25 protein-coding genes and 2 tRNA genes are annotated in these 26,974 nt (G+C 62.1%); 15 read left to right on the top strand and 12 right to left on the bottom strand.

The features are described from left to right. Positions 1–49: 49 nt before the first annotated feature. From ftsH to phoR, 10 genes are all read left to right on the top strand, one after another. A complete protein-coding gene (gene ftsH, locus AAGS40_RS10145) occupies positions 50–1,939 on the top strand; it encodes an ATP-dependent zinc metalloprotease FtsH (protein WP_345811135.1) in 1,890 nt (629 codons plus the stop codon). 82 nt (positions 1,940–2,021) lie between these two features. Continuing rightward, on the top strand, positions 2,022–2,921 hold the full coding sequence (folP, locus tag AAGS40_RS10140) for a dihydropteroate synthase (protein ID WP_345811134.1): 900 nt from the start codon (positions 2,022–2,024) through the stop codon (positions 2,919–2,921). Between the two features lie 28 nt (positions 2,922–2,949). After that, positions 2,950–4,308, top strand: coding sequence for a phosphoglucosamine mutase (glmM, locus tag AAGS40_RS10135; RefSeq protein WP_345811133.1), 1,359 nt, complete (start codon positions 2,950–2,952; stop codon positions 4,306–4,308). Positions 4,309–4,782: 474 nt separating this feature from the next. After that, positions 4,783–5,814: a phosphate ABC transporter substrate-binding protein PstS gene (pstS, locus tag AAGS40_RS10130; RefSeq protein ID WP_345811132.1), complete on the top strand. Its 1,032-nt coding sequence runs from the start codon at positions 4,783–4,785 to the stop codon at positions 5,812–5,814. Positions 5,815–6,057: 243 nt separating this feature from the next. Next, a complete protein-coding gene (gene pstC, locus AAGS40_RS10125; RefSeq protein ID WP_345811131.1) occupies positions 6,058–7,062 on the top strand; it encodes a phosphate ABC transporter permease PstC in 1,005 nt (334 codons plus the stop codon). Next, positions 7,059–7,955 carry a phosphate ABC transporter permease PstA gene (pstA, locus tag AAGS40_RS10120; protein WP_345811130.1) on the top strand — a complete coding sequence of 299 codons (897 nt, stop codon included), beginning with the start codon at positions 7,059–7,061 and terminating at the stop codon, positions 7,953–7,955. Before pstC ends, pstA begins: the two co-directional genes overlap by 4 nt. 17 nt (positions 7,956–7,972) lie before the next feature. Continuing rightward, entirely contained in the window at positions 7,973–8,821 is an 849-nt protein-coding gene (gene pstB, locus AAGS40_RS10115) for a phosphate ABC transporter ATP-binding protein PstB (RefSeq protein WP_345811129.1), read from the top strand. A gap of 27 nt (positions 8,822–8,848) precedes the next feature. Next, complete coding sequence (gene phoU, locus AAGS40_RS10110) at positions 8,849–9,553, top strand: phosphate signaling complex protein PhoU (protein WP_345811128.1); 705 nt, start codon at positions 8,849–8,851, stop codon at positions 9,551–9,553. Positions 9,554–9,581: 28 nt separating this feature from the next. Next, complete coding sequence (gene phoB, locus AAGS40_RS10105; protein ID WP_345811127.1) at positions 9,582–10,283, top strand: phosphate regulon transcriptional regulator PhoB; 702 nt, start codon at positions 9,582–9,584, stop codon at positions 10,281–10,283. A gap of 141 nt (positions 10,284–10,424) precedes the next feature. Beyond that, positions 10,425–11,738, top strand: coding sequence for a phosphate regulon sensor histidine kinase PhoR (phoR, locus tag AAGS40_RS10100; protein WP_345811126.1), 1,314 nt, complete (start codon positions 10,425–10,427; stop codon positions 11,736–11,738). 113 nt (positions 11,739–11,851) lie between these two features. Here phoR and ppk1 read toward each other — a convergent pair whose 3' ends face one another. After that, on the bottom strand, positions 11,852–13,915 hold the full coding sequence (gene ppk1 / locus AAGS40_RS10095; protein WP_345811125.1) for a polyphosphate kinase 1: 2,064 nt from the start codon (positions 13,913–13,915) through the stop codon (positions 11,852–11,854). A 197-nt stretch (positions 13,916–14,112) separates the two neighbouring features. Here ppk1 and ppx point away from each other — a divergent pair, with 197 nt between their 5' ends. Further along, the gene (gene ppx, locus AAGS40_RS10090) at positions 14,113–15,747 is read left to right on the top strand and encodes an exopolyphosphatase (RefSeq protein ID WP_345811124.1); all 1,635 of its coding nucleotides are present in this window, start codon (positions 14,113–14,115) and stop codon (positions 15,745–15,747) included. Between the two features lie 109 nt (positions 15,748–15,856). On the opposite strand, the gene AAGS40_RS10085 is transcribed toward ppx, so the two are convergent. The 5 genes from AAGS40_RS10085 to AAGS40_RS10065 all read right to left on the bottom strand — a co-directional run bounded on the left by AAGS40_RS10085 (position 15,857) and on the right by AAGS40_RS10065 (position 18,382). Then, entirely contained in the window at positions 15,857–16,669 is an 813-nt protein-coding gene (locus AAGS40_RS10085; RefSeq protein WP_345811123.1) for a GNAT family N-acyltransferase, read from the bottom strand. 240 nt (positions 16,670–16,909) lie between these two features. After that, entirely contained in the window at positions 16,910–17,368 is a 459-nt protein-coding gene (locus AAGS40_RS10080; protein WP_345811122.1) for a histidine phosphatase family protein, read from the bottom strand. Between the two features lie 147 nt (positions 17,369–17,515). Then, positions 17,516–17,592: transfer RNA gene (locus tag AAGS40_RS10075), tRNA-Pro, on the bottom strand. An 85-nt stretch (positions 17,593–17,677) separates the two neighbouring features. Next, positions 17,678–17,836 carry a DUF3309 family protein gene (locus AAGS40_RS10070; RefSeq protein ID WP_345811121.1) on the bottom strand — a complete coding sequence of 53 codons (159 nt, stop codon included), beginning with the start codon at positions 17,834–17,836 and terminating at the stop codon, positions 17,678–17,680. A 366-nt stretch (positions 17,837–18,202) separates the two neighbouring features. Beyond that, positions 18,203–18,382, bottom strand: coding sequence for a hypothetical protein (locus AAGS40_RS10065; protein WP_345811120.1), 180 nt, complete (start codon positions 18,380–18,382; stop codon positions 18,203–18,205). A 219-nt stretch (positions 18,383–18,601) separates the two neighbouring features. Between AAGS40_RS10065 and AAGS40_RS10060 the strand changes: the two genes are divergently transcribed. Then, complete coding sequence (locus AAGS40_RS10060) at positions 18,602–18,772, top strand: hypothetical protein (RefSeq protein ID WP_345811119.1); 171 nt, start codon at positions 18,602–18,604, stop codon at positions 18,770–18,772. A 185-nt stretch (positions 18,773–18,957) separates the two neighbouring features. Here AAGS40_RS10060 and AAGS40_RS10055 read toward each other — a convergent pair whose 3' ends face one another. Continuing rightward, positions 18,958–20,328, bottom strand: coding sequence for an MATE family efflux transporter (locus AAGS40_RS10055; RefSeq protein WP_345811118.1), 1,371 nt, complete (start codon positions 20,326–20,328; stop codon positions 18,958–18,960). Continuing rightward, a complete protein-coding gene (locus AAGS40_RS10050) occupies positions 20,325–20,633 on the bottom strand; it encodes a DUF2288 domain-containing protein (RefSeq protein WP_345811117.1) in 309 nt (102 codons plus the stop codon). The genes AAGS40_RS10055 and AAGS40_RS10050 overlap by 4 nt, the downstream gene beginning before the upstream one ends. Positions 20,634–20,739: 106 nt before the next feature. Between AAGS40_RS10050 and AAGS40_RS10045 the strand changes: the two genes are divergently transcribed. After that, positions 20,740–21,492, top strand: coding sequence for a pentapeptide repeat-containing protein (locus AAGS40_RS10045; protein WP_345811116.1), 753 nt, complete (start codon positions 20,740–20,742; stop codon positions 21,490–21,492). Positions 21,493–22,365: 873 nt separating this feature from the next. Here AAGS40_RS10045 and AAGS40_RS10040 read toward each other — a convergent pair. From AAGS40_RS10040 to AAGS40_RS10030, 3 genes are all read right to left on the bottom strand, one after another. Beyond that, positions 22,366–22,692 carry a hypothetical protein gene (locus tag AAGS40_RS10040; protein ID WP_345811115.1) on the bottom strand — a complete coding sequence of 109 codons (327 nt, stop codon included), beginning with the start codon at positions 22,690–22,692 and terminating at the stop codon, positions 22,366–22,368. A 142-nt stretch (positions 22,693–22,834) separates the two neighbouring features. After that, positions 22,835–23,542 carry a peptidoglycan DD-metalloendopeptidase family protein gene (locus tag AAGS40_RS10035; protein WP_345811114.1) on the bottom strand — a complete coding sequence of 236 codons (708 nt, stop codon included), beginning with the start codon at positions 23,540–23,542 and terminating at the stop codon, positions 22,835–22,837. A gap of 184 nt (positions 23,543–23,726) precedes the next feature. Next, entirely contained in the window at positions 23,727–24,635 is a 909-nt protein-coding gene (locus tag AAGS40_RS10030; RefSeq protein WP_345811113.1) for an aldose epimerase, read from the bottom strand. Positions 24,636–25,248: 613 nt separating this feature from the next. On the opposite strand from AAGS40_RS10030, the gene AAGS40_RS10025 reads away from it, so the two are divergent. Further along, positions 25,249–26,079, top strand: coding sequence for an undecaprenyl-diphosphate phosphatase (locus tag AAGS40_RS10025; protein WP_345811112.1), 831 nt, complete (start codon positions 25,249–25,251; stop codon positions 26,077–26,079). Positions 26,080–26,311: 232 nt separating this feature from the next. After that, positions 26,312–26,385 (top strand) — tRNA-Arg (locus tag AAGS40_RS10020). A gap of 84 nt (positions 26,386–26,469) precedes the next feature. Here AAGS40_RS10020 and AAGS40_RS10015 read toward each other — a convergent pair. Then, a complete protein-coding gene (locus AAGS40_RS10015) occupies positions 26,470–26,853 on the bottom strand; it encodes a DUF427 domain-containing protein (RefSeq protein WP_345811111.1) in 384 nt (127 codons plus the stop codon). Between the last annotated feature and the right edge of the window lie 121 nt (positions 26,854–26,974).

Here is a 26,974-nt window from a genome sequence, read left to right as displayed (position 1 = left end):
GGTGCCGCAAGGCAAATGTAGGCGCCCGTCTAAGTGAAGGAGTGGTGCTTTGAACAACAATATGTTTTCGAAAGCAGCAGTGTGGCTGGTTATCGCACTGGTGCTGTTTACGGTGTTCAAGCAGTTCGACAAGCCCCGTGTCCAGGAAGGCGTTTCCTATTCGCAGTTCATGGACGACGCGAAGAACGGCAAAGTCAAGAACGTCATTGTCCAGGGGCGGAACCTCACGGTCACTCCAGCAGACGGCCAGAAGTACCAGATCGTGTCGCCTGGCGACATCTGGATGGTCGGCGATCTGATGAAGTACGGCGTTCAGGTAAGCGGCAAGGCTGACGACGAACCAAACGCACTGGTCTCGGCGCTGTACTACCTTGGGCCAACGATCCTGATCATCGGCTTCTGGTTCTACATGATGCGGCAGATGCAGGGAGGCGGCAAAGGCGGTGCCTTCTCGTTCGGCAAGTCGCGGGCGCGTCTGATCGACGAAAACAACAACGCAATCAACTTCACCGACGTCGCCGGCTGTGACGAAGCAAAGGAGGAAGTCTCCGAACTGGTGGACTTCCTGCGCGACCCGCAGAAGTTCCAGAAGCTCGGCGGCCGCATTCCTCGCGGCGTGCTGCTGGTCGGTCCTCCGGGAACGGGTAAGACGCTGCTGGCGCGCGCAATTGCCGGCGAGGCCAAGGTGCCGTTCTTCAGCATTTCGGGCTCGGACTTCGTCGAAATGTTCGTCGGTGTCGGTGCGGCTCGTGTGCGCGACATGTTCGAACAGGCGAAGAAGCATGCGCCGTGTATCGTGTTCATCGACGAAATCGACGCGGTGGGTCGCCATCGCGGCGCCGGCATGGGCGGCGGCAACGACGAGCGCGAACAGACGCTGAATCAGATGCTCGTCGAGATGGACGGCTTCGAGGCGAACTCGGGTGTGATCGTGATCGCTGCAACCAACCGCTCCGACGTGCTCGATAAGGCACTGCTGCGTCCGGGCCGTTTCGACCGTCAGGTGTACGTCGGTCTGCCGGATATCCGTGGCCGCGAGCACATCATGAAGGTTCACCTGCGCAAGGTGCCGATCTCGAACGACGTCGACGCGGCCGTGATCGCACGCGGTACGCCCGGGTTCTCGGGCGCCGATCTGGCGAATCTCGTGAATGAAGCCGCGCTGTTCGCAGCGCGCCGCGGCAAGCGCATCGTCGAAATGAATGATTTCGAAGACGCGAAAGACAAGATCTTCATGGGCCCGGAGCGCAAGTCGGCCGTGATCCGCGAAGAATCGAAGCGTGCCACCGCGTATCACGAGTCGGGTCACGCGGTCATCGCCAAGTTGTTGCCGAAGGCCGATCCGGTGCACAAGGTCACGATCATTCCGCGTGGCCGCGCACTGGGCGTCACGTGGCAGTTGCCGGAGCATGACAACGAAACGTATTCGAAGGACTACCTGCTGGATCGTCTGGCGATTCTGTTTGGTGGCCGTGTCGCGGAGGAGTTGTTCCTGAACCTGATCAGCACGGGGGCATCGGACGACTTCAACAAGGCCACGCAAACCGCGCGCGCCATGGTCGCTCGCTTCGGCATGACGGACGCCCTGGGACCGATGGTCTACGTGGACGACGAGAACGATGCTACGCCGTTCGGTCGCGGTTTCACCCGCACCATTTCGGAAGCCACGCAGCAGAAGGTCGACGCGGAAATCCGCCGTGTGCTCGACGAGCAGTACACGCTCGCAAAGCGCCTGCTGGACGAAAATCGCGACAAGGTCGAAGCCATGACCGCCGCGCTGATGGAGTGGGAGACGATCGACGCCGATCAGATCAACGACATCATGGCAGGCCGTCCGCCGCGTTCGCCAAAGAGTTCGCCGCCGTCGGCAAGCGACGCGTCGTCGGGTGGCAGTCCCGGCACCGAAGTCAAGCCGGGTAGCGCGACAGCGCCTGCCTGATAGATCTCAAGTAGAAAGTGCGGGCCGGTGTGATTCACACCGGCCCGTTTTGCATTTACCGTTTTACAAGAAGCAATACTCAGTGTCGAAAGCCGAATTGCCTTTGTTTCCCGTACCCGCGCCGCTGCAGTGCGGCCGCTTCAAGCTGACTTTCGAGCGCCCGCTGGTCATGGGCATTCTGAACATCACCCCTGATTCGTTTTCGGACGGCGGCAAGTACGCCATGTACGGCGACGCGTTGCGTCAGGCCGAACGCATGATGCTCGACGGCGCGGACATCATCGACATAGGCGGCGAATCGACGCGGCCCGGTGCGCCGCCGGTGCCGCTCGACGAAGAACTGCAGCGTGTGATTCCGCTGATCGAGCAACTGCACGGCGCGAACGTCCCCCTTTCCGTCGACACCTACAAACCCGAAGTCATGCGGCGCGCACTAGCCGCGGGCGCCGACCTGATTAACGATATCTGGGGCTTTCGCATGCCCGGCGCCATCGAGGCGGTGCGCGAAAGCGCGTGCGGCTTATGCGTAATGCATATGTATGGGGAGCCGCAGACTATGCAAATTGCTGAGCCCGCCTATGATGATGTGATAAGCGACGTTCGGCACTTTCTCGAAGGCCGGGTCGAGGCGATGAAGCAGGCGGGCATCGCGCGTGAGCGTATCAGCGTGGACCCCGGTTTCGGTTTCGGCAAGGCCGTCGTCGAGCATAATTACGCGCTGCTTGCGCGGCTGTCAGAAACGGCCCCGCAAGCCGAGCCGCCGTTTCCGATTCTTGCCGGGATGTCGCGCAAGTCGATGATCGGCGCAGTGGTCGGGCGCCCGGCCCCGGAGCGCGTTGCGGGAAGCATCGCTGCGGCGGTGTGCGCGGCGGAGCGGGGTGCGGCAATTGTGCGCGTTCACGACGTCGCGCAAACAATAGATGCATTGAAAGTCTGGGCAGCCATGCGCGAAGCGACCATCCAAAGTCGCGCGCATGACTGAACCCAACAGCCAAGGAGGAATATAAAACATGGCACGTCGTTATTTTGGAACGGACGGCATTCGGGGTAAAGTCGGCGAAAGTCCCATCACGCCGGAGTTTGTATTGCGGCTCGGCTATGCGGCCGGCAAGGTGCTCGCGGGCGCCGATCGGTGGGCAAAGACGGGCACGCGGCCGACTGTACTGATCGGCAAGGACACGCGAGTCTCCGGCTATATGCTCGAGGCAGCGCTCGAATCGGGCTTTTCCGCTGCAGGCGTCGACGTGATGCTGGCTGGGCCGATGCCGACACCCGGCATCGCGTATCTCACACGCGCACTGCGACTCGCTGCGGGCGTCGTGATTAGCGCTTCGCATAACCCGTACTACGACAACGGCATCAAGTTCTTTTCCGCCGACGGCAACAAGCTGCCCGACGAAGTGGAATTGCAGATCGAGGAGCAGCTCGACCTGCCGCTCGCGTGCGCCGCGTCCGAGCAACTGGGCAAGGCCCGGCGTCTGGACGACGCCGCCGGCCGCTACATCGAATTCTGCAAGAGCACGTTTCCGGCTGCGTTCGATCTTCGCGGGCTGAAGCTCGTGATCGACTGCGCGCACGGCGCGGCGTACGACGTTGCGCCGCACGTCTTCCACGAACTCGGCGCGGACGTGATCCCGATCGGCGTCGCGCCGAACGGCTTCAATATCAACGACGGCGTCGGCGCCACCGCGCCCGATGCGCTCGTGCGCGCCGTGCGTGCGAACCACGCCGACCTCGGCATCGCGCTGGATGGCGACGCCGACCGTCTGCAGGTCGTGGACGCAGCCGGTCGTCTTTATAACGGCGATGAACTGTTGTACGTGCTCGTCAAGGACCGTGTTGCAACCGACGGCAAAGTGGACGGCGCAGTCGGCACACTGATGACGAACATGGCCGTCGAAGTCGCGCTTCAGGAGGCGGGCGTGCAGTTCGTGCGCGCCGCGGTAGGTGACCGCTATGTGCTGGAGCAGTTGCGCGAACACGGCTGGCAACTCGGCGCGGAGGGCTCCGGCCACATTCTGTCGCTCGACCGCCATTCGACCGGCGACGGAATCGTGTCGGCGCTGCTGGTGCTGGCAGCGATGAAGCGCAGCGAGAAAACACTGGCCGAGCTGCTCGACGGCGTCACGCTGTTCCCGCAGAAGCTGATCAACGTGCGAATGAAACCCGGCGCCGACTGGAAGAGCAGCGATCTGATCCGCCGCGCCATCAGCCACGCAGAGCAAGCGCTCAAAGGTCGCGGCCGCGTGCTGATTCGCGCGTCGGGTACAGAACCGGTGCTACGCGTGATGGTCGAGGCGGAAAACGCAGGCGATGCGCTGGATCATGCCGAATCGATTGCCAAAGCGGTGACGGAAGCAACGGCATAAGCTCCGTGCTGGGCTGCCGCAAACCGGCTGCGCCGGGCGGCAGCTGGGCGCACCGACCGCGGCCGGCCGCAACACCCGCAACACCCGCAACACCCGCAACACCCGCAACTCGCTCCAGCCTGACCGCGACCGGCATCAAATTAACCAGACCCGCTAGCCCGCGACGACCGGTCGCAGCCGCCTGAAAATTCCCGGCACGGCGCACCACCGCCGTCCGGAGCCAATCTCCCGCAACAAGCCTCGCCGTGCACGCGCAAACGTTCGCGCGCTGCCTTTTTCGCCTAAGCTGTAACCGACGTCGACGGCGCCAAAATCTAGCTGTTGCAAAGAGCTTTCATACGCTCGTCACGGCTTTCATATCAGTAATGCTACTGTCACACGTGTTTCACGGTTAGTCACGTTACTGTCATAAAGAGATCCTAAGCTTCGCGGTGTTCTGTTATCCACTCACACCGCTCACACCTTGGAGGTCTCATGAAATTGATGCAAACCGTGTTCGCTGGCGTCGCTGGCGCGCTTTTCGCGATTGCCGCGCAAGCCGCAGACATCACCGGCGCGGGCAGCACCTTTGCGGCACCGATTTACACGAAGTGGGCCGACGCCTACCAGAAGTCGGGTGGCGGCAAGGTGAACTATCAAGGTATCGGCTCGTCGGGCGGTATCAAGCAGATCGAAGCGAAGACGGTCGACTTCGCCGGCTCGGACGCGCCGCTGAAAGACGACGAACTCGCAAAGGCGGGTCTGTTCCAGTTTCCGACGGTCGTCGGCGGTGTGGTGCCGGTGGTCAATATTCCGGGCGTGAAGGCGGGTGATCTGACGCTGTCGGGCGAAGTGCTCGGCGACATTTATCTGGGCAAGATCAAAAAGTGGAACGATCCGGCAATCGCCGCGCTGAATCCGAAGGTCAAGCTGCCGGACACGGACATCGCGGTGGTGCGCCGCGCTGACGGTTCGGGCACGAGCTTCATCTGGACGAACTATCTGTCGAAGGTCAATGCCGACTGGAAGTCGAAGGTGGGTGAAGGCGCAACGGTCGCATGGCCGACGGGCACGGGCGGCAAGGGCAACGACGGCGTCGCGGCCTTCGTGCAGCGTCTGCCGGGCGCAATCGGCTACGTGGAATGGGCGTACGCGAAGCAGAACCACATGACGTACATCGGCATGAAGAACTCCTCTGGCGCCGTGGTCGAGCCGAAGACGGAAACGTTCAAGGCAGCGGCAGCGGGCGCGGACTGGTCGAAGTCGTTCTACCAGATCCTGACGAACGAGCCGGGCAAGGACGCATGGCCGATCGTCGGCGCAACGTTCGTGCTGCTGCATACGGCGCAGGACAAGCCGGCGCAGGGCACGGAAACGCTGAAGTTCTTCGACTGGGCGTTCAAGAACGGCACCCAGGCTGCAAACGATCTGGACTACATCTCGCTGCCGGAATCGGTGACGGCTGAAATCCGCACGCAGTGGAAGTCGAAAGTGAAGGACGCTTCGGGCAAGCCGATCGCCGACTAAGCATCAGCATCGCTCGACGTTGGCAAGACGCTGGCCGTCCTCCGGTGAGGACGGCCAGGGCGCTTGAGCCCGTCGTTACCCAGCATCACCAGGCAAGACCAGGAAAGGCCAGGAAAGGCCAGGAAAGGCCAGGAAAGGCCAGGAAGAACAAGGAACCACAAGGAACCACCCGGCAACATTCTTGCATGACCCGCTGCACGACATCTGTCCTGCGGCAACTGGAAACAGGTCCATCAGGCTCTCATGTCCGATATCCAATTCGCATCTGGCGCGGCGAGGTCGACACCTCCGGGCGGCAGTGCATCCCAGCAAAAGGCGCCCAGCCGCGCTGGAGACGTCGTGTTCGGCGGTCTCGCGCGGCTCGCGGCCATCATCACGTTGCTGCTGCTCGGCGGCATCATCGTTTCGCTGATCGTGGCCTCGCTGCCGTCGATCAGACAGTTCGGTTTCAGCTTTCTGTGGACTGCGGACTGGGATCCACCCAGCAAGCAGTTCGGCGCGCTGGTGCCGATCTACGGCACGATCGCCACGTCGATCATTGCGCTGATTATCGCGGTGCCGGTCAGCTTCGGTATCGCGCTGTTCCTGACTGAGCTCTCGCCCGCCTGGCTGCGCCGGCCGCTTGGCGTCGCGATCGAGCTGCTCGCCGCGATTCCGTCGATCGTCTACGGCATGTGGGGTCTGCTGGTGTTTGCGCCCATTTTTGCCCAGTACTTCGAGAAGCCGCTCGGCGTCGTGCTCGGTAGCGTTCCTTTCGTCGGCGCACTGTTTCAGGGGCCGCCGATCGGTATCGGCATTTTGTGCGCGGGCGTGATTCTCGCAATCATGATCATTCCGTACATCGCGTCCGTGATGCGCGACGTATTCGAAGTCACGCCGGTCCTGCTGAAGGAGTCGGCATACGGGATCGGCTGCACGACGTGGGAAGTGATGTGGAAGATCGTGCTGCCCTTTACGAAGAGCGGCGTGATCGGCGGCGTCATGCTGGGACTGGGCCGCGCGCTCGGGGAGACGATGGCGGTCACGTTCGTGATCGGCAATACGAATCTGCTCGATAACGTGTCGCTGTTTTCGCCGGGCAACAGTATCACGTCGGCGCTCGCCAACGAATTCGCCGAAGCGGATCCCGGACTCCATACGTCGGCGTTGATGGAACTCGGCCTCATCCTGTTTGTGATCACGTTTATCGTGCTCGCCATCTCGAAGATCATGCTGCTTCGCCTCGAGAAAGGGGAGGGCGCGAAATGAGCCGGTCCGCGTTGAACATGCCGGGCTCGCACGATCCGGTCACGCTCGAAGCGATGCGCGTGCGTCTGCAAGGACGCCGCCGCGTGAAGAACGCGATTGCGCTGACGTGCTCGCTCGCCGCGATGGCGTTTGGCCTCGTCTGGCTCGTGTGGATTCTCTACACGACGCTGCGGCTCGGCGTCGGCGGTCTGTCGGTCGAGCTCTTCACGCAGTCCACGCCGCCGCCGAATACCGATGGCGGCGGTCTCGCCAACGCGATCGTCGGCAGCCTGATGCTGGTCGCGCTCGCCACGTTCATCGGTACGCCGATCGGTATCCTGGCGGGCGTCTATCTCGCTGAGTACGGTCAGAAAGGCTGGCTCGCGAGCGTCACGCGCTTCATCAACGACATTCTGCTGTCGGCGCCGTCGATCGTCGTGGGTCTGTTCGTGTATGCGCTGGTCGTCGCGAAGATGGGCCACTTCAGCGGCTGGGCCGGTGTGTTTGCGCTCGCGCTGCTGCAGATCCCTATCGTGATCCGCACCACGGAGAACATGCTGAAACTGGTCCCGAACGCGCTGCGCGAAGCCGCCTTCGCCCTCGGCACGCCGAAATGGAAGATGGTGCTGTCGATCACGCTCAAGGCGTCGATCTCAGGTATCGTCACCGGCGTGCTGCTCGGCGTCGCACGGATCGCCGGCGAAACCGCGCCGCTGCTGTTCACCGCGCTGTCGAACCAGTTCTTCTCGGTGAACATGGACCAGCCGGTCGCAAACCTGCCAGTCACGATCTACAAGTTTGCGATGAGCCCGTTTGCACAGTGGCAATCGCTCGCATGGGCCGGCGTCTTCCTGATCACGCTCGCAGTGCTCGGACTGAACGTCCTCGCGCGCACGGTCTTCTCGAACAAGTAAGGGCGGAGTGTAATCCGATGAATATGGCAGAAACTCAACTGAATACGACCGCACGCGCTACGGCGCCGGCCAGTTTCGATCCCGCCCAAAGCGGCCTCGCGCAAGCACCGTCGCGTCCGAAGATCGAGATCAACGACCTGAACTTCTTCTACGGCAAGTATCACGCACTGAAGAACATCAACCTCCAGATTCCCGAAGGCAAGGTGACCGCATTCATCGGCCCGTCGGGTTGCGGCAAGTCGACGCTGCTGCGCACGCTGAACAAGATGTATGCGCTCTACCCGGAGCAGCGCGCGGAAGGCGAGATCCTGATGGACGGTGAGAACCTGCTGACGTCGAAGCGTGACATCTCGCTGCTGCGCGCGCGGATCGGCATGGTGTTCCAGAAGCCGACGCCGTTCCCGATGTCGATCTACGACAACATCGCGTTCGGCGTGAAGATGTTCGAAACGCTGCCGCGCTCGGAAATGGACGACCGCGTGGAATGGGCGCTCACCAAGGCCGCGCTGTGGAACGAGGTGAAAGACAAGCTCGGCCAGTCCGGCTACGGTTTGTCGGGCGGTCAGCAACAGCGTCTGTGTATTGCGCGCGGTATCGCGATCCGCCCTGAAGTGCTGCTGCTCGACGAGCCGTGCTCCGCGCTCGATCCGATTTCCACCGGCCGTATCGAAGAACTGATCGCCGAGTTGAAGAGCGATTACACGGTGGTGATCGTGACCCACAACATGCAACAGGCGGCGCGCTGTTCGGACTACACTGCCTATATGTACCTCGGCGAATTGATCGAATTCGGCGACACCGAAAAGATCTTCATCAAGCCGGTCCGCAAGGAAACCGAGGATTACATCACCGGCCGTTTCGGCTAAGCCGACGAGCAAACCAGGGAGTACGACATGTCCGATAAACACTTGTCCAGCCAGTTCGACGCCGACCTGAATCTGGTTTCGTCGAAAGTTCTCGAAATGGGTGGCCTCGTCGAGTCGCAGATCGTCAAGGCGATGCAGGCGCTCAACGAATTCGACCTGGATCTCGCCGAACAGGTGATCACCGCCGAAGACCGTCTGAACAAGATGGAAGTGGAAATCGACGAGGAATGCAGCAACATCATCGCGCGCCGTCAGCCGGCCGCGCGAGACCTGCGCCTTCTGATCGCGATTTCGAAGACCATCACGAACCTCGAACGCGCGGGCGACGAAGCCGAAAAAATCGCCAAGCGCACCAAGCGTCTGATGGAAGACGGTGCGTCGCGCACCATCAACATCGCCGAGATCAAGCTGTCGGGCGACATGGCCGTGTCCATCCTGCGCCGTGCGCTCGACGCGTTCGCGCGTCTCGACACGGTGGCCGCCGCGCAGATCGTGCGCGACGACAAGGCGATCGACGAGGAATTCCGCGCATTCGTGCGCAAGCTGATCTCGTATATGACCGAAGATCCGCGTTCCATCTCCGTGGGCCTCGATTTTCTGTTCATCGCGAAAGCGATCGAGCGGATCGGCGACCACGCGAAGAACATCGCGGAGTTCATCATTTACATCGTGAAGGGTACGGACGTGCGGCACAAGTCGCGCGACGCGCTCGAACGCGAAGCGCTCAGTTAACCCCAAGCAGAAAGGTCAAGAGGTGCCGATGCCCAGCAGCATTCTCGTCATTGAAGACGAGCCCGCCATTTCCGAACTGATCTCGATCAATCTTCAGCACGCCGGCCACTGCCCGATTCGTGCGTATAACGCCGAACAGGCGCAGAACCTGATCAGTGACGTCCTGCCCGACCTCGTTCTGCTCGACTGGATGTTACCGGGCAAATCCGGCATTGCATTTGCGCGTGATTTGCGCAACAACGAGCGCACCAAACACATTCCGATCATCATGCTGACCGCGCGTGGCGATGAACAGGACAAGGTGCTCGGCCTCGAAATCGGCGCGGACGACTACGTCACGAAGCCGTTTTCGCCTAAGGAACTGATGGCGCGTATCAAGGCGGTACTGCGCCGCCGCGCGCCCCAGCTCACGGAAGACGTGGTCGCGATCAACGGCCTCAAGCTCGATCCGGCGACGCATCGCGTGGCCGCGCACGCCGAAGGCAGCGAGATCAAGCTCGATCTCGGGCCGACCGAATTCCGTCTGCTGCATTTTTTCATGACGCATCCGGAGCGTGTGCATAGCCGTACGCAACTGCTCGATCAGGTGTGGGGCGACCATGTGTTCGTCGAAGAGCGCACGGTGGACGTTCACATCAAGCGTCTTCGTGCGGCACTGAAACCGGCCGGGTGCGATGCTATGATTGAAACGGTGCGGGGTAGCGGTTATCGTCTCGCAAAGAGTGCTTGAGTGTAGAAGTCGAGCCCGCGCCGATCTGCTATAAAGCGGCGCACTCATAGTGCCGGCGCCTTGCCACATAAGTAGAACCCGTCATGAAAGCGCCGCGGTAACCCGATCCGCGCGCATGTCTTTCTCTTCGATCGCAAGACCATGAACATCATCTGGGCGCGCTCCATCGTGTCGGTCGTGCTGCTGGCTGTTCTGTGCGCGGCGGTCGGCGCGCTCGTGAACGTCAAGGCAGGACTCGTTCTCGCGATTGTCCTGCTGCTCGCGCAAAGCACATTCAGTACTTTCCATAAACAGCGGCTGTGGCATCTGCTCGATGCGCCGGTATACGGCGAAGTGCCGAGCGCGCCTGGCATCTGGGGCGAAATCTATTACCGTCTGCATAAGCTCGCGAAGCGCTGGCATGCGCAGGTGCGCCAGGTCGAGCAACAGCACTCGCGTTTCATTCAGGCGATTCAGGCATCGCCGAACGGCGTGGCCATGCTCGACGATCATGACCAGATCGAGTGGTGCAACGCAATTTCAGAAATTCATTTTGGCCTCGACGCGAAGCGCGATCTGCGTCAGCACATCACGCATCTGGTGCGTCAGCCGGATTTCATCCGCTATCTGAATTCGAGCCACTACGAGCAGATGCTGATCATGCGCGGCATGGGCGAGAAGCGTCAGAACGTGCTCTCCGTGCAAGTGTTTCCGTATGGCGAGAATCGCAAGCTGGTGCTTTCGCAGGACATCACCGAACTGGAGCGCACGGACGCCATGCGACGCGATTTCGTCGCCAACGTGTCGCACGAACTGAAAACGCCGTTGACCGTGCTATCGGGCTTTCTCGAGACCATGCGCGAGTTGCCGCTGAGCGACGCGGAGCGCTCCCGTTATCTCGAACTGATGGAGCAGCAGGCGTCGCGCATGCGGCATATCGTCAGCGATCTGCTCGTGCTCGCGAAACTCGAAGGGGACAACAAGCCGCCAAGCGATCAGATGATCGACATGCGCGCGGTGCTGCGCCACTTGCAGGACGACGCGGAGAGCCTCTCCAGTCACCATCACCGAATCGTGTTCGATACCGACGAAGGGCTGACGGTCACGGGCGTCGAGACGGAAGTGCTGAGTGCGTTGGGCAACCTCGTGACCAACGCGATCCGCTATACACCGGACGGCGGCGCGATCAAGGTCAGCTGGCACGCACACGCCGGCCAGGCGGTCTTTTCAGTGACGGATAGCGGACTGGGCATTCCCGCCGCGGACATTCCGCGTCTGACCGAGCGCTTTTACCGTGTGGACCGTAGCCGTTCGCGCGACACGGGCGGCACCGGACTCGGCCTTGCGATCGTCAAGCATGTGCTGCAACGGCACGATGCGCAGCTCGACGTCAAAAGCGAAGAAGGGCGCGGCAGTACGTTCACGGTGCGCTTTCCGGCGTATCGCACGGCACGCCGGCAGCCCGCGCCGGCTTGAGGATGCGTGCGGACCGACTGCGTCGTCCGCCGCACGGCCTGCGTCACGGCTCGCTTGCAGGAAAAAAGCCCGCCTTGTGACTTGAGCAAGGCGGGCTTTCTTATGCGACAGGCTTACGAGCAGAACTTCGTCAGCAAGCTTATCTGCGCGTTGCGCGACGATTTGCCTGGACGCCGCCGCCGGTAGTGGCCGTCGCTTTGCATCAGCCACGCGGACTGGTTGTCCCCGAGGAATGCGGACAGGCCCTCGGCGATCACGCGCCGTTTCAGGCGGCGGTTATTCACCGGAAACGCGACCTCGACACGACGGAAGAAGTTGCGGTCCATCCAGTCGGCGCTCGACAGATAAACCTGTTCCTTGCCGCCATCGTAGAAATAAAAGATGCGATGGTGTTCGAGAAAACGCCCGACAATCGAGCGCACGGTGATGTTCTCCGACAGCCCCGGCACGCCAGGCTGCAGCGAGCACACGCCGCGCACGATCAGATCGATCTTCACGCCCGCCTGCGACGCTTCGTACAGTTCGGCGATCACAGTGGGTTCGAGCAGCGCGTTCATCTTCGCGACGATGCGCGCTTTCCGGCCCGCACGCGCATGGTCGGCTTCCGCACGAATCGCTTCGACGAGTTTCGGGTGCAGCGTGAACGGCGACTGCCACAGTTCATGCAGCCTCAGTTCGCCGCCTATGCCGGTCAGTTGCTGGAACACGTGATGCACGTCTTCGCAGATTTTCTGGTCGGCGGTCATCAAGCCGAAGTCCGTATAAAGACGTGCGGTGCGCGGGTGGTAGTTGCCGGTGCCCAGGTGCACGTAACGCTTGAGCGTGGTCTTGCCGCCCGACGACACTCGCCGCACGATCAGCATCATCTTTGCGTGGCACTTGTGGCCCACGACGCCGTACACCACGTGCGCGCCTACTGCTTCGAGCTGCGACGCCCAGTTGATGTTGGTCTCTTCGTCGAAACGCGCCAGCAGTTCCACCACCACGGTTACTTCCTTGCCGTTGCGCGCGGCTTGCATGAGCGCGTCCATCAGCGGCGAGTCGGTGCCGGTTCGATAAATCGTCTGCTTGATTGCGACGACGTTCGGATCTTTCGCCGCCTGCAGCAGCAGTTCGAGCACCGGCTGAAAGCTCTCGTAGGGGTGATGCAGCAGCACGTCGCCCTGGTCGATCACGTCGAACATGTTGGTGCTGTTCGCGATCTGCGCGGGAATGGCCGGAATGTGCGGCACGAATTTCAGATCGGGTCGGTCCACCATTTCCGGCAACTGCATCAGCCGGACCAGATTCACAGGACCGTCGGCGTAGTAGCAGTCCTTGTTGGACAGCCCGCTTTCGTCGAGCAGACGCCGCACGACATGCGCGGGCGTTTCCGCCGACACTTCGAGCCGTACCGCGTTGCCCAGGTGGCGTGCCGGCAACTCGCCCTGCAATGCGACGCGCAGATTGGTAATTTCATCTTCGTCGACGAACAGTTCGCTATTGCGCGTGATACGGAACTGGTTGCAGCTACGCACCACGAGATTCGGAAACAGTTCGCCCACGAAGCGTTGCAACAGCGAACTCAGCAGGACGAAGCCGTGCGGATAGCCCGACAGACTCTGCGGCATGCGCACGAGCCGCGGCAGCGCGCGCGGCGCCTGCACGATGCCCATCATCGCCTGGCGGCCGAATGCGTCTTTCCCTTCGAGTTCGACCACGAAGTTCAGGCTCTTGTTGAGCACGCGTGGAAAGGGATGGGCTGGGTCGAGGCCGATCGGCGTGAGCACCGGCAGCAACTCGTCGAAAAAATAATTGCGCGCCCATTCGGTCTGCGCTTCGCTTGCCGCTTCGGTGCCGTGGAAATAGATGCCTTCGCCTTCGAGCGCGGGCAGCACGATTTCATGCAGCATCGTGTACTGACGATGCACGAGCTTCTGTGCGCGTTCAACCACGAGGTCGTACACATGTTGCAGTGACATGCCGTCCGGTGACAATGCGCCGGGGTTGTCGCGCATCTGTTCCTGCAGGCCGGCCATGCGGACTTCGAAGAATTCATCGAGATTGCTACTGGTAATACAGATGAACCGCAGGCGTTCGAGCAAAGGGACGGCGGGGTCGGTGGCTTGCGCCAGCACGCGCTCGTTGAAACCCAGTATGCCCAGCTCGCGATTCAATAAGGGGTAGCGGATGGACATCGGCAGCGAGAATGGAATTTCGGAAAGAGAGGCGGAAAGACGCTCGGAAATTCTCACAGTATGATGACGTTGTTATGACAAATTGAAAATTATTCTACGCTCTTATCAGCGTGTGTCGTCGATATGACGCAATGCGTATGGGATGATGAACGCCCGCACTCCAGCGAGGTGACATCGTGAAGCCCGCTACGCTTAGAATGACGTCTTTGAATGGCGCGGCCCGCCACAAGGCGCCCAAAGCACCGCGGGCACTGAAGGGATACCCCGCGCCCGCCGCATCCAACGCTGCCGCGCTTGCGCGCATGGAGTCCGCTTACCCGATGGTCAATACCCCCCAACTCCTCGCCGCCGTCGATCTCGGCTCGAACAGCTTCCGTCTGATCGTGGGCCGGGTCGAGGAAACCGACGCGGGCAGTCAGATCTATCAGGTCGACGCGTTGCGCGAAGCGGTGCGGCTCGCCGCCGGTTTGTCGCGCGACAAAATGCTCGACCGGGCGTCGCAGGTACGCGGCTGGGACGCGCTCAAGCGCTTTGGCGAACGGCTGCGCGACTTCCATCCGGACCACGTGCGTGCGGTCGCCACCAACACGCTGCGTATTGCGAAGAATGCGGGCGAGTTTCTCGGCGAGGCGCAAGCGGCGCTCGGGTTTCCGATCGAAGTGATCGCGGGGCGCGAAGAAGCGCGCCTGATCTACGCGGGCGCCGCCCACTCGGTGCCGGCAAGCGCGGGCAAGCGGCTGGTGGTCGATATTGGCGGCGGTTCGACCGAGTTCATCATCGGCTCGCATTACACGCCGATCAAGATGGAGAGCCTGTATATCGGCTGCGTGAGCCATAGCCGCGCATTCTTTCCCGCCGGCAATGTCGACGAATACACGATGCGTCAGGCCGAACTCGCGGCGCGGCGCGAAATCCAGATTATTTCCGCCGAGTACCGACAAACTGGCTGGGAGCAGGCGATCGGCTCGTCGGGCACCGCGCGCGCGCTCGCTGAACTCGTCGAGGCGAACGGTTTCAACGATCCCGGCGTCACGCACGGCATTTCGCGCGGCGGCCTGGAGCGCCTGAAGCGTGCGCTGATCAAGGCGGAAAACGTCAATCGTCTGAAACTTGTCGCGTTAAAAGGCGACCGCATTCCGGTGCTGGCCGGCGGTTTGTCGATCATGATCGCGGTGTTCGACGAACTGGGCGTCGATTATGTGGACACTACAGATGGCGCGCTGCGCCTCGGCGTGCTGTACGACCTGCTAGGCCGTTCGCAGCACGAAGACATGCGCACGGTCACGGTGGAAGGGTTCATGCGCCGCTATGGGGTGGATCGCGCGCAAGCAACCCGTATCGGCGACCTGGCTGTCAGCTTCTACAACCAGTTCGAAGAGCCGGACGCTGAGCGCCGCGCGGAAAATCGCATGTTTCTCGGCTGGGCGGCGGCTTTGCACGAGATAGGTCTGTCGATTTCGCATAGCGCATATCACAAGCATTCCGCGTATATCGCCAGCAACGCGGACATGCCGGGCTTCTCGCGTACGGACCAGGCGCGCCTTGCAGCACTCGTGCTCGGTCACGCCGGCAAACTCGGCAAGCTCTCACAAACGCGCGAAGTGGAGTGGCCGCTGCTGTTCTGTCTGCGCCTCGCGTCGTTGCTGTGCCGTCGTCGTGCGGACGTGGGGTTGCCGGGCATTTCGGTCGCGCAAGTGAATGGCGGCTACGAAGTGCGATTGCCAAACGAATGGGTCGCCAACAATCCGCTCACCGATTACAGCCTGATCCAGGAAGCGGCGGAATGGGAAAAGGTTGGGATTCCATACCGCGTGGTTTACACAGACGAGTGAGCGACGCGCATGCATCGTGAATGAGAAAAAGCCCGGCGCTTTGCACCGGGCTTTTTCTTTGACGCGGCATGGGACGCGCGTTGTTCAGCGCGTGGCGGCATGCGTCGTCCTATCGCGGCACTGTGTCGCCGAGGAAGTGCCGCGCATAGCGCGCATTGATATCCGACAAACGGAACAGCGTCAGAAAATCCGCCGTGTTGAAGTCGGGGTCCCAGGCCGGTGCGCCGCAAATCTTCGCGCCCAGACGCAGATAACCTTTGACGAGCGGCGGCGGGGTGACGTCGGTGCCGGTTTGCAATTCGTCGACCGGCAGCGGCGTGTGCGCGAATGCCCGGTACTCCGGCGCGGTGAGTGCGCTGTCGCGCAACGCGCAGTACAGGTTCGCCGCATAGTGACCGCCGTCGGCCATCGCGACGCTCGCGCAACCGAGCATCGTCTCGTAGCCGTTATGTTTCATGTACGCCGCAAGGCCGGCCCACAGCGACATGATCACCGAACCGCTGCGATAGTCGGGGTGCACGCATGAGCGTCCCACTTCCACCATCTTGGCCCGCAAATGCGTGAGACGCGACACGTCGAACTCGCCCTCGGCATACAGGCGGCCGATGCGCGCCGCCTGATGCGGCGGCAATGCGCGATAGGTGCCGACCACTTTTAACGAGTCAAGATCACGCACGAGAAGATGATCGCAGTACGAATCGAATGAATCGACGTCCAGCCCAGCGGGCCCCGAGAGACGCGCGCCCATCTCATCGGCGAACACGCGATAGCGCAGACGCTGCGCTTCGCGCAGCTCTTCGTCGCTGCGTGCCCACGTCACTTGCAGCCGGTGCTGCGCGGTGACGGTTTCCTCGGGGCGCGGCAGACGACGCGACTCGAAGAGCGAAGCGAGGGGCAGGGTAGGCGTCGGCAGTTCTCGCATGGGGCGTCCTGGTCGAAAGAAGGGGATTTCTTTTTTCGCCAATGTAGTAATGCCTGGTGACGCTCGCATGGCAATGCGATGACGATTGGATGACTCGACGTAAGGCGCAAAGGTGCGGCCTGTAATGTCGCCGTCATCGCGCGGTGAGGGTCGTGCGGTGGAATTTTTCGGCGCGGCGGGGAGTGAGGCGTGCCGTGCAGGGCGCTGCCGCGAGGCGAGCCCCGCACGCTTCAAGCCGAGCTAAACCAGATCGGGCGTGATGGCCGCGCGCAGTACGGCCTGGTCGTCGCCATCGCGCTCACGGCTCGCGATCCACCAGACGCCGGCTTTTTTCAGCGGCCAGCTCGCGCTGCTGTTGGCGAGCAGTCTGGCGGCGACGTGACCGAGCGTCGGCTGATGACCGACGATCACCACCGTCTGCGCGATGCCGTTGGGCCAGCCGGCTGCAACGAGCACGTCGTCCGCACGAGCGTTGGGCGCCAGTTCGCGCACGACACGATACTGGTCGCTCAAGGTTTCGGCGGTCTGAATGGTCCGCACGGCGGGACTTGCAAGGACAACCGCGTCGTCCGGCAGACGTATGCGCAGCCATTTGGCGACGCTTTGTGCCTGCTTGCGGCCACGCGTGGTCAGCGCGCGGGCGAGATCGCTGCTGGCCAGCTCCTCGGCTTCGGCATGACGCCAGAGAATGAGATCCATGCGAGTCTCCTTCAGTCTTTCAGTCGGATAGTCAAGCTGTTCAGCGGCGGCGCGAAGCGACGCGGCCGTGGCATCCGCGAAAGGGCGGAGCCAAAAAGCAAAAAACCCGCGAAGCCGATGGCGACGCGGGTTCCGTACTGCTTTTCGTGGTCGGAGCGAAAGGATTCGAACCTTCGACCCTCTGATCCCAAATCAGATGCGCTACCAGGCTGCGCTACGCTCCGACGAATCCGAGATTCTACGTGGCATTGGCTGCCAGAGTCAATCACGAATTGCGTCGGGCGCAAAACGGATCAGAAAAGCGCGACGTTATATGCGTCCCATCAGCAGCAAGACGATCACGATGATCAGTATGACGCCGACCACCCCGGTCGGACGGTAGCCCCAGCCGCTGCTGTACGGCCAGCTCGGCAAAGCGCCGATCAGGAGCAGGATCAGCACGATCAGCAGTATGGTTCCGATAGTCATTTGAGTTCTCCCTGTCCGGCCGTCGCGCAGCTCGGGCCGCAATTAGTCTGGTTGGTTCGGTGCGCCTGCACCGGGACAATCGACGCGCATTGTGCGCGCTGCTTGCAAAATCACGATCAGCAAGACATGTGCCCATGAGGTTTGGGAGAGGAGGAGTAAGGCGCGGCCTGACCTGCGCGCAGGATATGTGCGGCAAGCAAAAAGCGGCAGACAAAAGGCGGCAGCCACAAGGCGGCAGGTGCAAGCGATAGTGAGCAGCGGCAAGCGGCACGCCACAAGTGACAGGCCGCACTCGCCGCCGCGCCATTTGCTACACGACGAAAGAGGCTGCGTCGAACAGGTGTCAGGCTCTAGACCATGCCCCGTTCAATGCCTGCGGCGTTTCCAGAGCGGTATATGCACGTGCCGATGAGTGAGCCAGTGGTGCAGCATGCCCTCGCCGTCGTGCTCGCGCCGGTAGGTTCGCGCTTCGTAGAAAGACAGAATGAACAGCACCAGTAACCCTATGGCAAGGCCGATCAAGCCCGCGATCGTATCAGCGTCCATGGCGGTCTCCTGTCAGATGCAGTAGAGACTTTTATTGTAGGTCATGTGTTCTGCAAAAGCGGCTGGCGGCCACCTGCGATATCGCACGACGCGCATTGCAGGTAGACTGCGGCGCCTGTCTTCCACGCTGTAGGCCCAACGGTCTGCACGGTTGGCATCGTCCGCTGACCGGCGTTGCCGAGACGCCTATTCCTTCTCATTTCGAGAGACGAAACTTCCATGATTCGCGCCCCATTGATCGCGCTACTGCTCGCCACCTTGTTAGCGGGTTGCGCAGACGGCCCGTCCGGCCATCACGGCGGACCGCCGCCGCAAGACCCTGCTGACTATCATGGTGTGCCGACGGACAATCGTCCGCCCATGATGGTGCCGGCGCCCGTTGCGCCGTGAGCGTCGTCTGACGGATTGCGCCGCAGTATGAGAATGTGAAAAGCGCGCGAGCGCCGCGACGGAGAAAGGCGAAGCACCGACGCGGGCACGCCGGCGCTTCTGACCCGCGCAGACTGTTCGCGCGGAGAGCGCGGGCTAAGGGCGATTCTAGGTCGCCGGTTTGATGCGAAATGTATGCGCTTGTTTCAAGGCGTAACCGTCGCCGCGCCCACTTGGCGCATCATTCGCGGCAGGTAGCGCGCCAACGTGACGCCGCGCGTAGCCATGAAAATCAGCATCGCAGCCCACAGGCCGTGATTGCCGTGCTGCATCGTCAGCGTCCACGACAGCAGCATGAACACGGCGAAAGATGTCGCCATCGACACCATCAGTTCACGGGTGCGGGTGGCCCCAATGAACACCCCATCAAGCAGAAAGCCGCCAACCGACACGAGCGGCAGCAACGCAGCCCATGGAAGGTAGCTTTCCGCCGTAGCACGCACGGCGGCCTGATCCGTCAGGCGTTCGATGATCCATGAACCCGCGCCCCAGTAGACGAGCGTGAAACCCAGCGCGCCTAGCGCGGACCATAGCGCGGTGACCTTGATTGCCTGCGCGAAGGCGTGCCTGTCGCGCGCGCCGACTGCTGCGCCGACGAGCGCTTCGGCGGCGTGCGCGAAACCGTCGAGGCCATAAGCCATGAAGGTCTGGAAATTGAGCAGCAGCGCGTTGGCGGCGAGTGTCGCGTCACCCTGTTTCGCGCCCAGATGTGCGAACCAGCCAAACGAACAGAGCAGACATAACGTGCGAACGAAGATATCGCGGTTCAACACGATCAGACGCCTGAGCGCCGCCGCATCGAACAATGCGGCGCGATTCAGCGCGGGCAAACCGCGCGGCCGGCCAAGCCACAGCAGCGCCGCTCCAAGCATGCAGCCCAGCGCGTCGGCCGTGGCGGTGGCGGCGCCTATGCCCGCCACGCCCCAGTTGAATACGTACACATAGGCGAGCACGGCGACGATGTTGACGCTATTGATGAACACCTGCGACAGCAGCGCGAGCCGCACACGCTGTGTGCCGAGCAGCCAGCCGAGCACGACGTAATTGCCGAGCGCGAGCGGCGCGGCCCAGATCCGCGCGTGGCAATAGAGGCGCGCCTGAGCCTGCACCGCGTCGCTGCCGCCGATCAGCCGCAGCGCGTAGTCGATCAGAGGGACTTGCAGTACGAGGATGATCGCGCCGATCGCGGCCGCGAGCCCCAGGGCGCGCACCACGTCGTTGCGCAACACCGCGTGATTTCCCGCACCGTGCGCCTGCGCGACGAGGCCCGTCGTCCCCATGCGCAGGAAGCCGAAGCTCCAGAAAACGAAGTTGAAGAACAGCCCGCCGAGCGCCACGCCGCCGAGATACGATGCGCCGCTCAGATGGCCCGCGACGGCTGTATCGACCGCGCTGAGGATCGGCTGGGTGAGATTGGCAAGAACGATGGGAAATGCCAGCGTCAACACGCGGCGATGCCAATGCACGGGAACCGCCGGCGCGATGACGCCGTCGGGTGAATGCACGCCGTCGCTCAACTGCGCTCCTGCACACACACCCACGGCGAGACGACGACCGCCCACAGCTCCGGGTCGCGTGCCGCGAAGTCGGCGGCCGTTTCTGCCTGCATGCGTTCAACGAGCCCCGCAGACAGCCATTGCGTGACCTGCTCGGTATTGTCGCCGGCGACGGCTTCGGCGACGCTCACCAGATCGAGGTCGCGCGCAACGCGCAACAGCATGCCGCGCGCAAAAAAACGTTCGAGTTCGGTCCAGCCGATTTTGGCGGTTTCGGAGAGAAGCTTCGCGTAGAGCGGGCTTTGAGGGGCGTCGTGGGAAGTCATCGTAAGCGGATCTTGCAGAGGCCGTCACTATAAACCATCGCGCCGAGGCGCCAGGGCGGCCCGCGTTCCGGTAGGCTTGGGGTTTTGCGAATTATTCTGAACCTTCATGTCACCGGATTCAACGACGCCGGCTCCCCAGGCACCGTCTCAAGCACCCACTCATGCATCTGTACACGCCGTGAGCGATGCGACGCTCTCGCGCGCCGATGTCGAAGGTCTGATCGCCGCCAACCCGGTGGGCCTGCGCGAGCCACTGCACTTTGTCGACTGCGATTTCGAAGGTGCCGATCTGTCACGTCTCGATCTGTGTGGCGCGGAGTTTCACCGTTGCGCGATCGCCGAGACGTCGTTCTTCAGCGCGGCGTTGTCGCACACGCGCTGGGTGCGATGCCGCGGGCGGCAAGCGGATTTCGCGTCGGCCGAACTGGTCGACGCGGCGTTTCAGTCGTGCGATCTGAACAACACGAGCTGGCGACGCGCGAGGCTCGCGTCCGCGTCGTTCCGTAGCTGCAAGCTCACTGGCGCAAATTTCGAGGCGTGTACGTCGCTCGGCTTGAGCTTCGTCGAAACCTTACTGGTGGGTGCGCAACTGCGCGGGCTGTCGTTTCGCAAAGCCACGCTCGACCAACTCGATTTCTCCGACGCGGATCTCGCCGGCGTGGATTTTCGCGAAGCGGTGTTTGCAGGCGGCAGTCTGAAGGACGCCAATCTGAAAGGCGCCCGCTTTGACGGCGCCGATCTGCGCGACGCCGATCTGAGCGGCGTGCGCCTCGTCGACGCGGCGTTGTTCAGGGGCGCGACCATCTCGCATCAGCAGGCTGCGGTGCTCGTGACCGAACTCGGTTTGCGCGTGATCTGACTGCGCGGCCGATGGCGGAACAACTGGCCGAATACAGCCGATTCGCCAACTTGAATCAATTGGCGCGAGTGCCTATTATCTTAATCGTCGAATGAATTGGCGCTTACGAATTCTTACTTATTAATTCGTCAGTGGATTCGATAAAGCTCAATTTCCGCTATTTGCGAATTTTGTTGTGAAGAATGGCTTTGGCTATTCAAAAGCCGTTCATCGCCGATATTCGTGCCGCATGGTGCGCTGGCGCACAAAAGCGATATCTGGGCGGAAGCATCGTCAACGTGCTGAGCATGCCTAGTAGAAATCAGCCAGACCTTTTGCTATAGGCATGAACGCGCTGCCGCGCGAGAGCGTTGCCGTGCGCGGGCAGGCGGCCGGTGTGGCACGCACGCTTCACGATATTTAAAGCGTTGCATTGCGAATTGCGCGGCGTTTATTGCCGGTTTATTTCCGACAATTAACGTCTGCCTATTGGCCATTCGGTACGCCGTAGCACATTGAGTTCGCAATTAATCGATTGCGCATGTAATGGCGGGTTGTTAGATTTCGTTCTGGCGCATGGTGAACCGGTCCTTTGCCGATATGCGCCGAACCCCCGTTAGCCCGGCCTCGCGCCGGGCTTTTTTTCTGATCTTTCGAAAAGCGTCATTGCTGGTTCATACATTCGGCCCATCATAGGCAATCAGATTTTTTGCGTGCCGGTGATGACCTGGTTATTCATTTTTTTCGGCATCTGGCCATTGGCGTTGAGCCTGTTACTGGTGTTCGCCGCACACATCGATCCGTATTCCGGACGCGCGCGGCAGCGCTGACCGTCCGCAAGCGAAGCAGCGCGCGTAGGCGCACGCCTCGCCACCGCGCAGCGTCAATACCGCCTTACTGCTTGCAGCGAACCACCATCGAGCGATTCTTCACATTCGCACCGAAAATCCCCGCCACGGTGCCGCCCGAGGTCGCGCCGTTGTCCACGTCTTTCGACACCACGTCGTATCCGTAATTGCCGCAGACTTCGCCCGCGCGCTTGTAGCATTCGGCCCAGCTCGAACTCGCGTCGCTGCCGCTGCAGTTGATCGCAAAGCCAGTGTCGCCGCTTGGCAGGTAGGTCATGGTGGTGGTGCTCGAGCAGCCAGTGAGACTGCCGAGCGTCAGCACTCCGATGCTGACCACTGCCGCCGTCGCGACGGATGCCAATGCACGCTTCATTGCAGATTCCTTATAGATGTCGATGGAAGACGAAGGCCGCGCGCGTTCGTCTTATGACTGAGTGAGCCTTTTATCACACCCCGGTAACGGGTCGCGCTTGCAGGGCGCGTGCCCGGCCGCCCGTGCGCTACGCGTGTGCCGGCTAGCGTGGCGGCAGCGCGCGCGAGGGGTCGATCGAGCGGCCCTGATAGCGCAGCTCGAAATGCAGCATGACGCGATCGGTGTCGGTGTCGCCCATCTCGGCGATCTTCTGGCCTTGTGCGACCGACTGACCCTCTTTCACCAGCAGCACGCGGTTGTGCGCATACGCGGTCAGGTACTCCGAGTTGTGCTTGAGGATCAGCAGATTGCCGTAACCACGCAAGCCGTTGCCCGCATAGACGACCGTGCCGGGCGCTGCGGCAATGACCGGCGTGCCGGCCGCCGCGGCAATGTCGATGCCCTTGGAATTGTTGCCGTCGAAGCGCCGGATCACAGTGCCGTCGGTAGGCCACACGAGCGAGATCGATGCGGCAGGCGGTGCCGTCGGTGCGCTCTCCTGCGGCGCGGGACGTGGCGCCGAGACGCTCGCGCCGCTGCTGCTGCGCACGGCTCCGCTTCCCGATGCCGACCCGGCCGGCGGCGCGACACGCAACACCTGGCCGACGTCGATGTTGTCCGCGTTGGTCAGATTGTTCCAGCGGACGATGCTTTGCACCGACTGCCGGTTAGCGCGTGCGATTCTGGACAGCGTATCGCCCCGTTCGACCCGGTAGAAGCCTGGCCCCACCGGCGCTGACCCGCACGCGGCGAGCAGAGCCAGCAACGACGCGCAGGCGAGTCGTTTCATCATTCTTGTTGTTCCCAGCATTGGACCTCGCAAAGCGCCGCCGCGCGCCGATCCTGATCACGCGGCAGGTGGGTGCAAAGCGTCCGATTCTAACGGTTTCGCGCGACAGCCTCCCAAAAGGACGGCAGGCAGGGACACACGCGCTATCTGAAGCAGCGCGAGGCCAGGCCTCAGACGCCGCTTGATGAAAGATCGATTGCGCCGATCAACGCAGCTTCGACACCGTGATGCGCAGCGCCGCAGCTTCGGTCTGGCCCGGTTCCAGCCAGCGCAAGCCCATGCCGTTGTGAATCGCATCCGGCAGCCCGAGCCACGGTTCGACGCAGTAGAAATCGGACTCGGGCGTTTCGGTCCATGTCGTCACCGCGTACCAGGGCACCGAGCCCGGGCGTTGCAGGTCGATCGTGACGATCCGGTCGAGACCCGGCGCGACGACGCGCACCGCCTGATCCGGCGTGCCCTTCAGGCAGTGGAAGCGGTCGACAATGCTGGCGTCGTCGAGCGTATAGCGCGGCTCGCCGGGCTCGGCGGCGCTAATCGAACCGTCCTCCTTCTGGAAGCGTGTTTCCGTGGGCGGCAGCTCGATCGTCGTCTCGCCGCGTTGCGTGTGCGGCAGCGTGAAATAAAAGTGGTGGCCGGCGTAATAGGGCAAACGCGTGTCGCCGGTGTTGGTCGTCGTGAGCGTGACGTCGAGGGTATGCGCGTCCGCGAGCACGTATTCCGCCTGGAACCGGAAGCCGAACGGATAGCCGGCGCGAGTGGCGTCGCTATCGGTCAGCACGAGACGCAGACCGGCGCCGTGTACGTCGGCATGAGGCACGAACGGCAGATCGCGCGCAAAGCCGTGCATCGGTAATGCGCGGACCGTGCCCGCGGCATCGCGCCAGAAGCCGATCTTGCCGTCCACGCGATGTCGCCCGAGGAACGGGAACAGCAGTGGATTGCCGCCGCGGATGCGCGCGGGCTGGCTCCAGTCGGCGTGTTCGGGCCAATGGATCACCGGTTCACCGTCGACGGTCCACGACATCAGGCGGCCACCGGCCTGCGGCGCGAAGCGGAGCACGGATGAGTCGTGGGCAATCTCGAGAATGTCCTGTTGCGGAGTAAGAGGCATGGTCGAAAGGGCAGAGGGGAGAAGGAGAAAGTCAAGGTTAGCGCGGCCGTGGAAGGCGAGCGATTGTTGTCGGAGGCCACGGCCGTCTCGCGAACGACGATTTTGCGCCGCTTTGTGCTACGGGGAAACCCTTCTCGGGAAATTGCGGGTGTCCAGCGCAGGCCATTGTTGCCGATAATCTCCCCGACGGCCCGGTAATTCCGACGATGGGGCCGCAGGCTCAGGAGGGTGTATGGATCTCGCAATGGCAATGGGTGTGGCGTTGTTCGGCATGTTCACGGCAAGCACCGTTTATTTTTTCCGCAAGCTCGACCGCTAATCCGCGCAGACGGATTCTCTGCTCCGCTTATCGCTTACCCCGGTTGCTGTGCCCCAGGCCGCCAGCCTGATCGCCCGGACACCCAGCAGCAGCACCCGAGCCGCCGTTCGTGCGGCTCATTCTCTCCACGGCGTAACAACCGTGTCGACGTGTAACCTATAGCGTCAAATTTGTCCGTTATGTGGGGTTAACGCTTGGCGCTGTCTTTCCAGCCAGGCATAATCGGTGCGCTTTCAAACGCGCCGTTTTCTGTTTGCGGCGCTGTCTCCGACATTTTCCTTACAAGGACGCCGCGTGAACCTGTCGTTTCTGATCTTCCTGAGCGTGCTGCAGGGTGTCACCGAACTGTTTCCGGTAAGCAGCCTCGGCCATACGCTACTGGTGCCTGCGCTGTTCGGCATGCACATCGACAAACACGCGCCGCAACTGCTGCCATTCCTGGTCGCACTGCATCTCGGCACAGCGCTGGCTCTGCTGTGGTATTTCCGCAAGCGCTGGGTGGCGCTCGTGCGCGGCTTCGTCGCATCGTTCGGCGGCCGCCGCAATGACGATGCGCACATGATGTGGGCGCTGATCATCGGCACGATTCCGGCCGGCCTCGTCGGGCTGATCCTCGAAAAGCGTCTCGAGCGGATTTTCCACGATCTGCGCATTGTCGCGATCGCGTTGATCGTCAACGGCGTGCTGTTGTGGTTCGGCGACCGCCTGCAGCGCACGCGCGTGCATCACGGCCCGGAAAAGCTCACGTTCGGTCAGGCATTTTTCGTGGGACTCGCGCAGGTCGGCGCGTTGATTCCAGGCTTTTCACGCAGCGGCCTGACGATGATCGCGGGCAATGCAGCCGGCCTCACCGCTGAAAAATCCGCGGAATTTTCATTTCTGCTCGGCACGCCGATCATCTTCGCTGCCGGCATTCTGGAATTGCCCAAACTGTTCCACGCGTCGGGCCAGCTTGCGGACGCGCTGCTCGGCGGCGTCCTCACGGCGATCGCGGCTTACCTGAGCGTGCGTTTCCTGATGCGCTATTTCGAAGGTCGCGGGCGTCTTGCGTCGTTCGGCGTGTATTGCGTGATTGCTGGGATCGTATTTCTCGGCTGGTTCGTGCTGCACCCGCAACCGGTCTGATCGAGCGCGTGCAATGCGCACCAGCGCTCGCTGCCACGAGCCGCCGCGCGAAGGTCGATCGGTTATAATCCGGGCCCGGCTGCGAACGGGGTTTCCGGTCCGCAGTCCGGTCAGTTAAAATTCCGGAATTCAACGAGCGGTGCGCACAGTTGGCGCACTGGTGCAAAGCCCGGAAGCGGGTCTTCATTACGAGCGGTGCGCTCCGTGTACGAGCGCATCGCTTCTCCTCATTACGGCAGTAGCTCAGCTGGATAGAGCATCGGCCTTCTAAGCCGAGGGTGGGGGGTTCGAGTCCCTCCTGCCGTACTTCAATACCGCACATGCCGCCCAAGCGCGCCGCGCGTCACATCGTGTGCGGCGGTCCCGGCGCTGTCTGCTGCATCCTGCTGATCAGGCCAACGGTTGCACGTCGACTGAATCGACGCGGTCCGGGTAAAACGCCAGATGCTGCGCAATCTCCTTCACGGCCGCGTAGGGCGATTCATACGTCCACACCGAATTGGCCGTCTTTTCGCCGCCCAACGCGATGCTGTAGTAAGCGCACTCGCCCTTATACGGGCAGTAAGTCGAATGATCGGTGCGTTCGAGGAGCGTCATTTCGACGTCGTTGCGCGGCAGGTAATAGACCGGTGGATACGCTGCTTCGCGAAGCACGAGTGCTTTTTCCGTACTCGCGATCACCTTGCCGGCGACGGTCACGGTCACGCGCGCGTTGGCCGGCTCGACCGTGATCGGATGGTCGGGACCCGGGACCTTGATGGTTTTGCCTGTCATGCTGTCGAGCTCCTGAATGAGTGAGCAAGCGTGCAATGCGTTGGGAGAACTTCGAGTGTCGATTGACTGAATTGTCCGCACCTCGCTCGAAGCATACGCCGCTCACGAAAAACGCGTTGCG

Origin of the sequence: Paraburkholderia sp. PREW-6R (assembly GCF_039621805.1) — a bacterium.
Taxonomy (GTDB): domain Bacteria; phylum Pseudomonadota; class Gammaproteobacteria; order Burkholderiales; family Burkholderiaceae; genus Paraburkholderia.
Note: the sequence above shows the minus strand (reverse complement) of the source record. Positions and strands in the feature narration are given on the sequence as shown.

Bases quoted from the DNA above. Each gene is read 5' to 3' on its own strand.
- pstB (WP_345811129.1), top strand. From the start codon at position 7,973: ATGAATATGGCAGAAACTCAACTGAATACGACCGCACGCGCTACGGCG.
- AAGS40_RS10045 (WP_345811116.1), top strand. From the start codon at position 20,740: ATGTCACCGGATTCAACGACGCCGGCTCCCCAGGCACCGTCTCAAGCA.
- pstA (WP_345811130.1), top strand. From the start codon at position 7,059: ATGAGCCGGTCCGCGTTGAACATGCCGGGCTCGCACGATCCGGTCACG.
- AAGS40_RS10080 (WP_345811122.1), bottom strand. From the start codon at position 17,368: ATGGATCTCATTCTCTGGCGTCATGCCGAAGCCGAGGAGCTGGCCAGC.
- pstC (WP_345811131.1), top strand. From the start codon at position 6,058: ATGTCCGATATCCAATTCGCATCTGGCGCGGCGAGGTCGACACCTCCG.
- AAGS40_RS10050 (WP_345811117.1), bottom strand. From the start codon at position 20,633: ATGACTTCCCACGACGCCCCTCAAAGCCCGCTCTACGCGAAGCTTCTC.
- AAGS40_RS10015 (WP_345811111.1), bottom strand. From the start codon at position 26,853: ATGACAGGCAAAACCATCAAGGTCCCGGGTCCCGACCATCCGATCACG.
- AAGS40_RS10065 (WP_345811120.1), bottom strand. From the start codon at position 18,382: ATGGACGCTGATACGATCGCGGGCTTGATCGGCCTTGCCATAGGGTTA.
- ppk1 (WP_345811125.1), bottom strand. From the start codon at position 13,915: ATGTCCATCCGCTACCCCTTATTGAATCGCGAGCTGGGCATACTGGGT.
- pstS (WP_345811132.1), top strand. From the start codon at position 4,783: ATGAAATTGATGCAAACCGTGTTCGCTGGCGTCGCTGGCGCGCTTTTC.
- phoR (WP_345811126.1), top strand. From the start codon at position 10,425: ATGAACATCATCTGGGCGCGCTCCATCGTGTCGGTCGTGCTGCTGGCT.
- AAGS40_RS10070 (WP_345811121.1), bottom strand. From the start codon at position 17,836: ATGACTATCGGAACCATACTGCTGATCGTGCTGATCCTGCTCCTGATC.
- glmM (WP_345811133.1), top strand. From the start codon at position 2,950: ATGGCACGTCGTTATTTTGGAACGGACGGCATTCGGGGTAAAGTCGGC.
- AAGS40_RS10040 (WP_345811115.1), bottom strand. From the start codon at position 22,692: ATGAAGCGTGCATTGGCATCCGTCGCGACGGCGGCAGTGGTCAGCATC.
- AAGS40_RS10060 (WP_345811119.1), top strand. From the start codon at position 18,602: ATGATTCGCGCCCCATTGATCGCGCTACTGCTCGCCACCTTGTTAGCG.
- AAGS40_RS10035 (WP_345811114.1), bottom strand. From the start codon at position 23,542: ATGCTGGGAACAACAAGAATGATGAAACGACTCGCCTGCGCGTCGTTG.
- ppx (WP_345811124.1), top strand. From the start codon at position 14,113: ATGACGTCTTTGAATGGCGCGGCCCGCCACAAGGCGCCCAAAGCACCG.
- phoU (WP_345811128.1), top strand. From the start codon at position 8,849: ATGTCCGATAAACACTTGTCCAGCCAGTTCGACGCCGACCTGAATCTG.
- AAGS40_RS10085 (WP_345811123.1), bottom strand. From the start codon at position 16,669: ATGCGAGAACTGCCGACGCCTACCCTGCCCCTCGCTTCGCTCTTCGAG.
- AAGS40_RS10030 (WP_345811113.1), bottom strand. From the start codon at position 24,635: ATGCCTCTTACTCCGCAACAGGACATTCTCGAGATTGCCCACGACTCA.
- phoB (WP_345811127.1), top strand. From the start codon at position 9,582: ATGCCCAGCAGCATTCTCGTCATTGAAGACGAGCCCGCCATTTCCGAA.